Source organism: Streptomyces sp. DT224 (assembly GCF_049844595.1).
Taxonomy (GTDB): Bacteria; Actinomycetota; Actinomycetes; order Streptomycetales; family Streptomycetaceae; genus Streptomyces.
In genome coordinates, this window is record NZ_JBNCLI010000005.1 from 501,270 (window position 1) to 513,900 (window position 12,631).

Sequence of the window (12,631 nt, forward strand, 5' to 3'; positions counted from 1 at the left end):
TGGTACGCGCCACTACCGTCGTATCCGTGAATGTCATCGCTGCCGAAGGTCTGAGTAAACGGTTCCCCCGGGTGACCGCGCTTGACCGGCTCACCCTGGACATCGGCCCGGGTGTGACCGGGCTGGTGGGCGCCAACGGGGCCGGCAAGTCCACGCTGATCAAGATCCTGCTGGGTCTGTCCCCCGCGACCGAGGGCAGGGCCGCCGTGCTCGGGCTCGACGTCTCGACCAGCGGTCCCGCCATCCGCGAGCGCGTCGGCTACATGCCGGAGCACGACTGCCTGCCGCCCGACGTCTCGGCGACCGAGTTCGTCGTCCACATGGCGCGCATGTCCGGTCTGCCACCGACCGCCGCCCGTGAACGCACGGCGGACACCCTGCGCCATGTCGGCCTGTACGAGGAGCGCTACCGCCCCATCGGCGGTTACTCGACGGGTATGAAGCAGCGGGTGAAGCTGGCCCAGGCGCTGGTGCACGACCCCCAGCTGGTTCTGCTCGACGAGCCGACCAACGGGCTCGACCCGGTGGGACGCGACGAGATGCTCGCCCTGATCCGCCGGATCTACAGCGACTTCGGGATCTCGGTCCTGGTCACTTCCCACCTGCTCGGCGAACTGGAGCGCACCTGCGACCACGTGGTCGTCGTCGACGGCGGGAAGCTGCTGCGTTCCAGCTCCACCAGTGACTTCACGCAGACCACGACGACCCTTGCGATCGAGGTCACCGACAGCGACACCCATCCGGACGGGACGAGCGCCCTGCGCCGTTCCCTCACCGAGGCGGGCGTCAAACTCGTCGGTCTCGACGGACTGGACACCCAGGGGCTGCCCGGTGCCGGTCACATCCTGCTGGTCGAGGCGACCGGTGAGGAGACGTACGACCTCGTGCGCGACAGCGTGGCGGGGCTCGGACTCGGCCTCGTACGGATGGAACAGCGCCGTCACCACATCGCCGAGGTGTTCCGCAGCGACGAGGAACGGCCCGCGGCCGTGCCGGCCGGAGCCGTACGGCAGAAGGGGAGCGGACGCGATGAGCACTGAGACCGGCGCCGCGACCGGGAACGAGACCTCCCGGATCCACAACATCGGCTACCGCGCCTACGACGGCCCGCGGCTCGGGCGCGCGTACGCCCGCCGCTCGCTGTACTCGCAGACTCTGCGCGGCTCCTTCGGGCTCGGCCGGTCGGCCAAGTCCAAGGTGCTGCCCATGCTGCTGTTCGGTGTGATGTGCATGGTGGCGGCGATCATCGTCGCCGTCGCCATTGCCACCCCGGGGACGACCAAGCTCCCCATCAAGTACACGTCGTTCGCGATCTACCTGCAGCCCGTCATCAGCCTGTTCATCGCCGCGCAGGCTCCGCAGGCGGTCTCCAGGGACCTGCGGTTCAAGACCGTTCCGCTGTACTTCTCGCGGCCGATCGAGCACGGGGACTACGTCCTCGCCAAGTTCGCCGCCATGGCCTCCGCGGTCTTCGTGCTGACCGGGGCGCCGGTCGTGATCCTCTACATCGGCGCGCTGCTGGGGAAGTTCGACTTCGGCGACCAGACCGAGTGGTTCGCCCAGGGGATGGTTTCTGTGCTTCTGCTCTCCGTGCTGTTCGCCGGACTCGGCCTCGTGATGGCCGCGCTGACCCCGCGCCGCGGCTTCGGTGTGGCGGCTGTCATCGCGCTGCTGATGATCACCTACGGGGCGGTCTCGACCGTCCAGGGCATCGCCTGGTCCACGGGTTCGGAAGGGGCGGTGCCGTGGCTGGGGCTGTTCTCCCCGCTCACGCTGGTCGACGGCGTGCAGACCGCGTTCCTCGGAGCGAGCTCGGCCTTCCCCGGCGGCAACGGCCCGGGCGCCGGCACCGGCGTCGTCTACCTGCTCGTTGTTCTCGCGCTCGTCGCCGGCTCGTACGCCGTACTGATGCGCCGCTACCGGAAGGTCGGGCTGTGACCACCATCGAGATCGACCACACCTCCCGCTGGTTCGGCAACGTGGTCGCCGTCAACGACGTCAGCATGACCGTGGGACCCGGCGTCACCGGTCTGCTGGGCCCCAACGGGGCGGGCAAGTCGACGCTGATCAACATGATGGCCGGATTCCTCGCGCCGTCCACGGGGACGGTCACGCTGGACGGGAAGGCGATCTGGCGCAACGAGGCCGTGTACCGGGAGATCGGCATCGTCCCGGAACGCGAGGCGATGTACGACTTCCTGACCGGCCGCGAGTTCGTGGTGGCCAACGCCGAACTCCACGGACTGGGCGCTGCCGAGGCGGCTGCGGCCCTTTCCACGGTCGAGATGGAGTACGCGCAGGACCGCAAGATCGCGACGTACAGCAAGGGCATGCGCCAGCGCGTGAAGATGGCGTCCGCGCTGGTCCACAACCCGTCCGTGCTGCTGCTGGACGAGCCGTTCAACGGGATGGACCCGCGCCAGCGGATGCAGCTGATGGACCTGCTGCGGCGGATGGGCGCGGAAGGCCGGACGGTTCTCTTCTCCTCGCACATCCTCGAAGAGGTCGAACAGCTCGCCTCGCACATCGAGGTCGTCGTCGCCGGCCGGCACGCGGCGTCCGGTGACTTCCGTCGCATCCGTCGGCTGATGACGGACCGCCCGCACCGCTATCTCGTACGGTCGAGCGACGACCGGGCCCTGGCCGCCGCGCTCATCGCTGATCCATCGACAGCGGGGATCGAAGTGGACCTGAGCGAGAACGCTTTGCGTATCCAGGCGATCGATTTTGCCCGCTTCACCACGCTGTTGCCCGAGGTCGCACGCGAGCAGGGCATTCGTCTGCTGACCGTTTCCCCGTCCGACGAGTCCCTCGAATCGGTCTTTTCCTATCTCGTAGCGGCCTGAGGCCGACAAGGAGCTGTGACGTCATGTACGACCCCACAGTCGCCCGGCTCACCTACCGGGCGCTGCTCGGCCGGCGCCGGGCCGCCATCCTCTTCGTGCTGCCCGCACTGCTGATCGTCATCGCGGTGGCGGTACGGATGTTCGCGGGGGCCGACGACCAGGTGGCCTCGGACGTTCTCGGCGGATTCGCCATCGCCACCATGGTGCCGTTGATCGGCGTGATCGCCGGCACGGGCGCCATCGGGCCGGAGATCGATGACGGCTCGATCGTCTACCTGCTGTCCAAGCCGGTGAGCCGGCCGACGATCATCCTCACCAAGCTGATCGTCGCGATCGCGGTGACCATGGTCTTCTCGGCGGTGCCGACGATGATCGCGGGCCTGATCCTCAATGGCAACGGCCAGCAGATCGCCGTGGCCTACACCATCGCCGCCCTGGTCGCCTCGATCGCCTACAGCGCGCTGTTCCTGCTGCTGGGCACGGTCAGCCGGCACGCGGTCGTGCTGGGTCTCGTCTACGCGCTGGTGTGGGAGGCCCTGTTCGGCAGCCTGGTCCCGGGCGCGCGCACGCTCAGCGTGCAGCAGTGGTCGCTCGCACTGGCGGAGAAGACCGGTGGCAACGGTGCGATCACCTCGGACGTGGGTCTGCCGCTCGCCACGGTCCTGCTGGCCGTGGTGACCGTCGCGGCGACCTGGTATGCGGGGCAGAAGCTGCGCACGCTGAAGCTGGCCGGCGAGGAGTGAGCGGACGGCTGTCCGACATGTGACAACCCCTGGTCGATGACCGGGGGTTGTCACATGTCGGACAGTCTTACGCGTAACCGTACGTTTATCGACGCGTTGTCCACGGTGCGTGGAGGCAATGGGAATCCGTGGCGTCGTAGCGTTCGTGAAAAGTGCAGATGGCCGATACGGCGGGGGAGAGCCCTCGTCGGTCGGTTCCTGGAGTGAGTGGCAACCGTGAGCGTCCTCCGCCCCTGAAGCCCGGGGAGAGGGCTGTCCATCTCCGCGAAGCTTTCACGAATGGAAGACGGCTCATGCCAACGGAAGTCGCTCTGCTCGAATCGCGCGCGCTGCGCGTCGAGCAGATGGGGCGCGTCGACGCCCTGGACAAGGTGAAGTGCCTTGTCATGCTCCCGGACGGGATTCACGTTCGCACAGAGGATGTGGCTCGTTACTTCGAAGTATCCACAGAGGTGGTCAAAAAGGTGACCCACCGCCATCGAGTTGAGCTGGAGGAGAATGGGCTCAGGATGCTTCGAGGCTCTGACCTGCAAGCCTTCCATAGGGACATGATGTCCCTATGGACCGGTGAGGGGGCCGGAAGTTATCCACAGGCAGCCACTCAGCTCCGTCTCTTCACCCGTCGGACGGTTCTCAACGTCGCCATGCTTCTTCGCGACAGCGACGTCGCGCGATGCGTGCGTACGTATCTGCTCGATGCCGAGCAGGACCTGCGCGCGGGGTACGCGTCGCTCGAATACCGCGTCACCCGGGTCGAAAGTCACCTGGCCGGCGTGGGCACCGCGCTCCAGGAGCTGGGCCCGGTCCTCAGCCGGATGTCACACCGGCTGGACAGCCTCGACCGGAGGCTGGAGGCCACCCACCAGGTCGTCGGCGCCATGAGTGCGAGGCTCAGCGGGGTCTCGGAGGACGTCGTCCGGCTCGACGACCGCATGGACGCCCTGGCGCGCGATCTCAAGGAGCTGAACCGCCGGAACAAGCGCTGATCCGTACCCACGGGCGCAGGAAGGGCTCAGGGACCGAGGCGGTGCCCCGGTCCCTGAGCCCTGCGCCTGCGAAGAGGGCGACCGCCTACGACTCCCGCAGCAGCCGCTCCAGCACCACCGCGATCCCGTCGTCCTCGTTCGACGTGGTCGTCTCCTGAGCGACGGCCTTCAGATCGGCGTGGGCGTTGGCCATGGCCACGCCGTGCCGGGCCCAGGCGAACATGGGGATGTCGTTGGGCATGTCACCGAAGGCGATCGTGTCCGCGGCCTTCACGCCCAGCCGGCGGGCGGCGAGCGAGAGGCCGGTGGCCTTGCTCAGGCCCAGCGGCAGGATCTCCACGACCCCGGGCCCCGCCATGACCACGTCCACCAGATTCCCGACCGCCGCCCGCGCGGCCTTGGCCAGTGCGTCGTCGTCCAGATCCGGGTGCTGTATGTACACCTTGTTCAGCGGAGCGGCCCACATCTCGGCCGGATCCTGGACGAAGACGGCCGGACGCGGTCCCTCCTGCACGCGGTAGCCCGGCCCGACCAGCACCTCGCCGTCGAGCCCGTCGCGGCTCGCGGCCAGCGCCAGCGGACCGACCTCGGCCTCGACCTTGGAGAGGGCGAGCCCGGCGAGCTGCCGGTCCAGGGTGAGCGACGTGAGCAGCCTGCGCTCACCCGCGTGGTAGACCTGGGCGCCCTGCGCACAGACGGCCAGCCCGTCGTAACCGAGGTCGTCCAGGATGTGCCGGGTCCACGGGACGGCGCGGCCCGTGACGACGATGTGCGCCGCGCCGGCGTCGGCGGCGGCCTTCAGGGCGTCGCGTGTCCGCCCGGAGACGGTCTCGTCGTCGCGCAGGAGGGTGCCGTCGAGGTCGGTCGCGACGAGCTTGTAGGGGAAGGTCACTTGGCGACCGGCTCCAGAATCTCGCGCCCGCCCAGGTAGGGGCGGAGCGCCTCGGGGACCCGCACCGAGCCGTCGGCCAGCTGGTGGTTCTCCAGGATCGCCACGATGGTGCGGGGGACGGCGCAGAGCGTGCCGTTCAGCGTGGCCAGCGGTCGCATGGCCTTCTTGCCGTCGCGGTTGTCCCGCATCCGGACCGAGAGCCTTCGCGCCTGGAACTCGCCGCAATTGGACGCGGACGTGAGCTCGCGGTACTTGCCCTGGGCCGGGATCCACGCCTCGCAGTCGTACTTCCTGGTGGCGGAGGCCCCCAGATCGCCGCTGGCGACGTCGATGACCTGGAAGGGCAGTTCGAGGCCGGTGAGCCACTGCTTCTCCCAGTCCAGGAGGCGCAGGTGCTCGGCCTCTGCCTCCGCCGGGTCGACGTACGAGAACATCTCGACCTTGGTGAACTGGTGCACCCGGAAGATGCCGCGGGTGTCCTTGCCGTACGTCCCCGCCTCGCGGCGGTAGCAGGAGGAGTAGCCGGCGTAGCGCAGCGGCAGCTTCTCCGCGTCGATGATCTCGTCCATGTGGTACGCGGCGAGCGGTACCTCGGAGGTGCCGACCAGATACTGGTCGTCCTTGTCCAGGTGGTAGACGTCCTCCGCGGCCTGGCCGAGGAAGCCGGTGCCCTCCATGGCACGGGGTCGGACCAGCGTCGGGGTCAGCATCGGGGTGAAGCCGGCCTCGGTGGCCTGGGCGATCGCCGCGTTGACGAGGGCGAGCTCCAGCAGCGCGCCGATGCCCGTCAGGTAGTAGAAGCGCGAGCCGGAGACCTTGGCGCCGCGCTCCATGTCGATCGCACCGAGCGCCTCGCCGAGCTCCAGGTGGTCCTTGGGCTCGAATCCCTCGGCGCCGAAGTCGCGGATCGTCCCGTGCGTCTCCAGGACGACGAAGTCCTCCTCGCCGCCGACCGGCACGTCCGGGTGGACGATGTTGCCGAGCCGCAGAAGCAGGTTCCTGGTCTCCGCGTCGGCCTCGTCCTGGGCGGCGTCGGCCGCCTTGACGTCGGCCTTGAGCTGCTCGGCGCGCCTCAGGAGTGCGGTGCGCTCCTCCGGCGAAGCCTTGGGGATGAGTTTGCCGAGCGACTTCTGCTCGGAACGGAGTTCATCGAAAGCGGTCCCGGACGACCTGCGCCGTTCGTCGGCGGAGAGCAGGGCATCGACGAGTGCGACGTCCTCTCCCCGGCTGCGCTGGGAGGCGCGAACACGGTCGGGGTCCTCACGAATCAGGCGAAGGTCAATCACTCCTCCAGGCTACCGGTGTCGGCTTCGCCCACTTGAACCGATAGGAACAAGCGTGGCGCTTTGCCCGGATTGCCGGTATTCGGCATTGTGGAGCGAGTGGGGCACAAAGCTTGTGTGCGGGGGCAGTTGGGTCTGCCTTTTCCACAGGAGGGGCCCACTGGGTAAAGTTATCCACAGGCTGTGGGGGAAGTCTGTGGACGCGGAGGAGATCATTTCGGGGGGCCGGCAAAACCGTGTGGATTCGAGGTTCAAACCCGTTTTACGCACTCGTTCGGGTGGGAATTGCTAGCCCTAAAGAGTTGATCAGCGGAATTGGACTGACACGGGGTGAACAAGTGCCCTGTGGATAGATCTGAGTGAACCGTGTCGGTTTGTCGACCATGTCGGATTGCGGTGTCGACTTGTCCCCAGGCGCGGCCCCTTGCCTGTGGATAACTTTTCCCCGGTGCGGACAATCCGCTGATCTCACCGGTCCAGTGGGCAGGCGGCGGCCCCGAGCCGGGAGGAGGCCCAGGGCTCGGTCAGGCCCAGGGCTCGGTCAGGCCCGCCCGTCCTGGTTGCGTGCCAGCCAGTCGGACGCCTCGGTGAACTCCGCGTCGGACGTGCCCGCGCGCAGCGGCCTTACGTCCTCCGGAGACACGCCGGCCCGCGGGTATGAGCCGAGGAAGCGCACATGGGGGCAGATGCGCTTGAGCCCCATCAGAGCCTCACCCACGCGGCGATCGGAGATATGGCCCTCCGCGTCCACCGCGAAGCAGTAGTTGCCGATGCCGGCCCCGGTCGGCCGTGACTGGATCAGCATCAGGTTCACCCCGCGCACCGCGAACTCCTGGAGCAGTTCGAGCAGGGCGCCGGGGTGGTCGTCGCCCAGCCAGATCACCACGGACGTCTTGTCCGCACCGGTCGGCGCGGAGGGCCGGGCCGGACGCCCCACGAGAACGAAGCGGGTCTGCGCGTTCTCCGCGTCGTGGATCTCGGTCACCAGCGGTTCGAGCCCGTACCTCTCCGCCGCGAACTCCCCCGCGAAGGCCGCGTCGTAGCGCCCCTCCTGCACGAGCCGCGCGCCGTCCGCGTTGGACGCCGCCGACTCCCATACCGCCTGCGGGAGATGGGCGGCCATCCAGTTGCGCACCTGAGGCTGCGCGGCCGGGTGAGCGGTGACCGTCTTGATGTCGGACAGCTCGGTGCCGGGCCGTACGAGCAGCGCGAAGGTGATGGAGAGCAGCACCTCGCGGTAGATCATCAGCGGCTCGCCGCTGGTGAGCTGGTCGAGGGTGGTGGTGATACCGCCCTCGACGGAATTCTCGATCGGCACGAGTGCCGCGGCGGCCGTTCCATTGCGCACCGCGTCCAGAGCCGCCGGTACGGAGACCATCGGGACGAGCTCGCGGGTGGCGGCTTCCGGAAGCGTACGGAGGGCGACCTCGGTGAAGGTGCCTTCGGGGCCGAGATAGGCGTAGCGCGTGGCGGACATACCGTCACCCTAGTGCGCGGTGAGTGCGCGGCAGGCCCGTACAGGCGGGTCTGCCGCGGCTCAGGACTCCAGAAGCCGCTGCCCCACGTACTCGCCGGGCGCCGCCCCGCCCGGTACCGCGAACAGCCCGCTCGCCTCGTGCCGGATGAAGGGGGAGAGCGCGTCCCCCCGGTCCAGCTTGCGCTGCACCGGGACGAAGCCGCGCAGCGGGTCGGCCTGCCAGCAGATGAACAGCAGCCCGGCGTCCGGGGTGCCGTCCGGGGCGATCCCGTCGTGGTACGAGAACGGCCGGCGCAGCATCGCCGCCCCGCTGTTGCGCTCGGGCGACGAGATCCGGGCGTGCGCGTTGTCCGGAATCAGCAGTTTGCCGTCCGGGCCCGCCCTGTCGAGGTCCATCGCGGTGGTCTCGGTCCCCCCGCTGAGCGGGGCACCGTCTGCCTTGCGGCGGCCGATGACCCGCTCCTGGCGCTCCACCGGCAGCTTCTCCCAGTCGTCCAGGAGCATCCGGATCCGCCGGACCACCGCGTAGGAGCCGCCCGCGAGCCAGTCGTACGCCGGGTCCTGGCCGCCGGGGACGAACACGCGCTTGGTGAAGTCCTCGTCCGTGGGCTTCGGGTTGCCGGTCCCGTCGATCTGGCCCATCAGGTTGCGGGCCGTCATCGGCTTCGCGGTCGCTCCGGGCGTGCGGTTGAAGCCGTTCATCTGCCAGCGCACGGTGGCCGTCGAGGCGGCCTCCTTCTGGACGGCCCGCAGTGCGTGGAAGGCGACGAGAGCGTCGTCGGCGCCGATCTGGACCCACAGGTCCCCGTTGGACCTGCCGGCGTCGAGGTGGTCGGAGGAGAACGGCGGCAGCGGGTCGAGCCCCGGCGGGCGGTGCGCGGTGAGGCCCGTGCGTTCGAAGAGGGTCGCGCCGAAGCCGAAGGTGACGGTGAGCGAGGACGGGCCCGCGTCCAGCGCGACACCGGTGTCGTGTCCGGGGCCGTCCGCCGCGCCCACGACCGGCTCGCCGGCCATCAGCCGCTGCGCCAGCGCGGACCACCGGCGCATCAGGGCGGCGGCCTGCTTCCGCCCGGCCCCGGGGGCGAGGTCGAAGGCGATGAGATGGCCGGATGCCTGAAGCGGAGTGGTGATCCCCGGTTGATGTTTCCCGTGAAACATCACCTCGGTCGAGCCGACCGTGGTCAGCGCGTCCGGTGCCTCGTCACGGGTCGCGGCATAGCCGGTGGCGCCGCCGGCCGCTCCGAGGACCAGCCCGGTCGCCCCGGCGGCGCCTGCGGTACCGAGAAGCCGCCGCCGGGAGAGGGCAGGGGTGTTGCTGGTGTCGCTGCTCGTGCTTTTTCCGCTCACGGTCCTGCTCAGCCGATCTTCACGTTCTTGTCGACCGTCGTCTGGTCGATGTCGGAGGTCCGTACCGTCACCGCGACCTTCCAGTCACCCGCGATCGGGAGCTGGAGGCCGGTGGCGGTCCAGTGACCTTCGGTCAGCCGGACCGGGACGGCCGGCAGGGGGCCGATGTCCTTGGACTCCAGGGTGAAGGCGAGCTTCACCTCGGGGACGTCCATGGGCTTCTCGGCGGGGTCCTCGATCCACAGGTGAATCACGTTGGCGCCGGTGCGTCCCGGGTCGATGTCCATCCGTACCGTGCCCTTGCCCTTCGCACCGCCCGTGTCGAAGGGGAGCGCGAGGTTGACGGGACCGCTCTCCACGGGCCCGGCCGCCGCCGACGAGGAGCGTGCCGCCTCCTCCTGCGTACGGCCCGGCTCGGTCGACGTAAGGACCGTGGTCACCGCCAGCAGGGCCACGGCGACACCGACCTCGGCCAGCACCGATCGGCGCAGTCCCGAGCGGCCGGGGTCGGCGTCGCGTATCCGCTTCTTCTCGGCGGTGGCCACGGCGGCCCGCTGCCGGGCGAGCTGAGCGGCCCGGGCAGGGTCCTCGGCGGTCTCCGCTTCGGCTTCCGGTCCGGCCTCGGGCTCCTCGCCGGTTTCGGGCGCCACCGCGGCCGGGGCGTCGCCGCCCTCCGCCAGCCGCCCCGTCCACCGGCGCGACATCGACGCGATCCCCACCAGGACGGCGACGAGCCCCACCTTGACCAGCAGCAGCTGTCCGTAACCCGTACCGGTCAGCGCCGACCACGTGCCGACCTGCCGCCACGACTGGTAGACCCCCGTCGCGACGAGCACGACCACGCTGACGAAGGCGATCGTGGAGAAGCGGCGTACGGCCGCCGACGTCAGGTCGGGCGTGCGGTACAGCGCCGTCAGCAGGGCCACGAGCCCGCCCAGCCAGGCGGCGACGGCCAGCAGGTGCAGCACGTCGACGGGCATGGCGATGCCGGGCTGGATACCGGTCGACGCGTGCTCGGCGAGCGCCCAGGTGCCGGCGATACCGGCGGCGATGACCGCGCCGCCGATGGCGAGGCCGAAGGTGAGGTCCCGCTTCTCGCGCGGGTCCTCGCGCCTGGCGTACGTGCCGAACAGCACGGCGACGAACAGGGCGCCGGCGCCGAGCAGCAGGAGCCGGGAGACCAGGGCGGCACCGGGTTTGGTGTCGAGGACCGCCTTGAGGCCGTCGAGGTCGAGGACGTCCCCCAGCTTCCCGGAGCCGGTGTACGAGCTGCGCAGGAGCAGCATCGCGATGGTCGCCGCGGTGAGCGTCATCCAGCCGCGTACGACCAGACGTTGCAGAGGTCGCGCACCCGCCCCGCGCCGCCAGCACGCCAGGACGAAGGCGGCGCCGCCCGCGAGCACGATGAAGCCGGCGTACGCGGCGTAGCGCGCGATGTCGTAGAGCGTGCCGACGAGCCCGCCCCCGGCCTCGCTGTCGGGGAGGGCGACGGTGGTCTCGGAGGGGGCCCCGATGGAGAAGGTGAAGGCGCCGGAGACCGGGTGGCTGTCGGCGGAGACCGCCTGCCAGGCCACGGTGTACGTGCCGTCGCCGAGGCCGCCGCGCAGGGCGACGCCGTACTTCACGGTGGACCCGCTGTGCAGGTCGCGCGGGGCGGCCTTGGTGTCGGCGCGCTGGCCCGAGGGGTCCAGGACGCGGATGGAGTCCGCGCCGAGGGCGACCTGTTCGGAGAAGGTGAGGGTGACCTGTGCCGGTGCCGTGGCGACCACCGCCCCGTCCTGCGGGTCGCTCCCGGTGAGCGCGGCATGGGCCGACGCGGGAGCCGCGGCGGCCAGCAGCAGACCGAGCACCGCGCCGAGCAGCGCGGTGAGCAGTCCGGCCGCGGGGAGCGGCCGGCGCAGGGCGGACGGGGGCGGCCCGAAGGGCGGGGCGGTGGCTGTCATGGCGTGTCAGTCCCTCACTGCTTCTTCGGGTTGTGGGTGGTCTCCTTCACGGGAAGGTCGACCTCGATCGCGCCGGCCTTCTCGAAGTGCAGTTCCACGGACACCTTCTGGCCCTGCTTGGGCTGGTTCTTGAGCTTCATGAACATGATGTGGTTGCCACCACGTTCGAGATCCAGCTCACCGCCCGCGGGCACGTCGAAGGACGTCACCTTCCGCATGACCTGGTTCTTCGTCTCGTGGATCGTGACGTCGTCCGAGAGCGGGCTGGTGACCGAGGTGAGGCGGTCGTCGCCGGTGCCGTTGTTCTGCACGACGAGGAAGCCGGCCGCCATGTCGTTGACGGGCTGCGGCATGAAACCGCCGACGACCTTCAGTTCCGGCTTGTCCGAGGAGGACGAGCACCCCGCCAGCGTCAGGCCCGCGGCCACGGCCAGGACGGCGGCGAGGGTGGTGCGGTGGTTCACGGGTTCTCCCCCTTGACGATCTTGGGGAGGTCCTTGGTGTAGTCGTCGGGCGTGGTGTCCTCGCTGTACAGCAAATAGCCCTTGTCGGTCTTCGGGGAGAAGGCGATGACCTGCGAGCCGTGCATCGAGACGATCGTGCCGTCCTTCTCCTTCTTGGGCGCGGAGATGCCGATGCCGATCTGCCGGGCGCCCGCCTGGATGGCCGGGAAGTCGCCGGTGAGACCGATGAAGGAGGGGTCCTGCGCCTTGAGCCAGCTGCCGAGGGAGGCCGGGGTGTCGCGTTCCGGGTCGGTGGTGACGAAGACGACCCGGAGGTCGTCCTGGTCGGCCTTGGGCAGCGACTTCTTGGCGATGGCGATGTTGCTCATGATGAGCGGGCAGACGTCGGGGCAGTTGGTGTAGCCGAAGTAGATGAGCGTCGGCTTGCCCTTGGTCTCCTTGCGCAGGTCGTACTTCTTGCCGTGCGTGTCGGTCAGGACGAGGTCCGGCTTGGTGAACGGCTGGTCGAGCACCGTCGCGGCCTGCGTCTTCGTCTGCATCGACACGTCGGCGACGGGCTTCTTGCTGTCGTCGTCACTGCCGCCGCAGGCGGACAGGGCGAGCGCGGCCGCGACGACGAGCGCCGCGGCCGGAACGATCTTCTTAACCAT

At 69.5% G+C, this 12,631-nt stretch carries 12 protein-coding genes; 5 read left to right on the forward strand and 7 right to left on the reverse strand.

The genetic code is table 11. From position 1 onward, the window contains the following. The first annotated feature begins 26 nt into the window (after window positions 1-26). The 5 genes from ACLQ2N_RS15465 to ACLQ2N_RS15485 all read left to right on the forward strand — a co-directional run bounded on the left by ACLQ2N_RS15465 (window position 27) and on the right by ACLQ2N_RS15485 (window position 4,575). A complete protein-coding gene (locus tag ACLQ2N_RS15465) occupies window positions 27-1,040 on the forward strand; it encodes an ABC transporter ATP-binding protein (protein WP_425813136.1) in 1,014 nt (337 codons plus the stop codon). Then, window positions 1,030-1,938, forward strand: coding sequence for an ABC transporter permease (locus ACLQ2N_RS15470; RefSeq protein WP_425813138.1), 909 nt, complete (start codon window positions 1,030-1,032; stop codon window positions 1,936-1,938). Before ACLQ2N_RS15465 ends, ACLQ2N_RS15470 begins: the two co-directional genes overlap by 11 nt. Further along, entirely contained in the window at window positions 1,935-2,846 is a 912-nt protein-coding gene (locus tag ACLQ2N_RS15475; RefSeq protein ID WP_425813140.1) for an ABC transporter ATP-binding protein, read from the forward strand. Before ACLQ2N_RS15470 ends, ACLQ2N_RS15475 begins: the two co-directional genes overlap by 4 nt. A 23-nt stretch (window positions 2,847-2,869) precedes the next feature. After that, on the forward strand, window positions 2,870-3,589 hold the full coding sequence (locus ACLQ2N_RS15480; RefSeq protein WP_425813142.1) for an ABC transporter permease: 720 nt from the start codon (window positions 2,870-2,872) through the stop codon (window positions 3,587-3,589). Between the two features lie 293 nt (window positions 3,590-3,882). Continuing rightward, window positions 3,883-4,575, forward strand: a complete 693-nt coding sequence (locus ACLQ2N_RS15485; protein WP_425813144.1) for a hypothetical protein — start codon at window positions 3,883-3,885, stop codon at window positions 4,573-4,575. A gap of 85 nt (window positions 4,576-4,660) precedes the next feature. Here ACLQ2N_RS15485 and ACLQ2N_RS15490 read toward each other — a convergent pair whose 3' ends face one another. From ACLQ2N_RS15490 to ACLQ2N_RS15520, 7 genes are all read right to left on the reverse strand, one after another. Continuing rightward, on the reverse strand, window positions 4,661-5,467 hold the full coding sequence (locus ACLQ2N_RS15490) for an HAD family hydrolase (protein WP_425813146.1): 807 nt from the start codon (window positions 5,465-5,467) through the stop codon (window positions 4,661-4,663). Beyond that, a complete protein-coding gene (gene serS, locus ACLQ2N_RS15495; RefSeq protein WP_425813148.1) occupies window positions 5,464-6,753 on the reverse strand; it encodes a serine--tRNA ligase in 1,290 nt (429 codons plus the stop codon). Before serS ends, ACLQ2N_RS15490 begins: the two co-directional genes overlap by 4 nt. 538 nt (window positions 6,754-7,291) lie before the next feature. After that, the gene (pheA, locus tag ACLQ2N_RS15500) at window positions 7,292-8,227 is read right to left on the reverse strand and encodes a prephenate dehydratase (RefSeq protein WP_425813150.1); all 936 of its coding nucleotides are present in this window, start codon (window positions 8,225-8,227) and stop codon (window positions 7,292-7,294) included. A gap of 60 nt (window positions 8,228-8,287) precedes the next feature. Beyond that, the gene (gene efeB / locus ACLQ2N_RS15505) at window positions 8,288-9,574 is read right to left on the reverse strand and encodes an iron uptake transporter deferrochelatase/peroxidase subunit (RefSeq protein WP_425813152.1); all 1,287 of its coding nucleotides are present in this window, start codon (window positions 9,572-9,574) and stop codon (window positions 8,288-8,290) included. A gap of 8 nt (window positions 9,575-9,582) precedes the next feature. Beyond that, window positions 9,583-11,517, reverse strand: coding sequence for a copper resistance protein CopC (locus tag ACLQ2N_RS15510; RefSeq protein WP_425813154.1), 1,935 nt, complete (start codon window positions 11,515-11,517; stop codon window positions 9,583-9,585). Window positions 11,518-11,531: 14 nt separating this feature from the next. Then, entirely contained in the window at window positions 11,532-11,981 is a 450-nt protein-coding gene (locus tag ACLQ2N_RS15515; RefSeq protein WP_425813156.1) for a copper chaperone PCu(A)C, read from the reverse strand. Next, complete coding sequence (locus tag ACLQ2N_RS15520; protein WP_425813158.1) at window positions 11,978-12,631, reverse strand: SCO family protein; 654 nt, start codon at window positions 12,629-12,631, stop codon at window positions 11,978-11,980. The genes ACLQ2N_RS15515 and ACLQ2N_RS15520 overlap by 4 nt, the downstream gene beginning before the upstream one ends.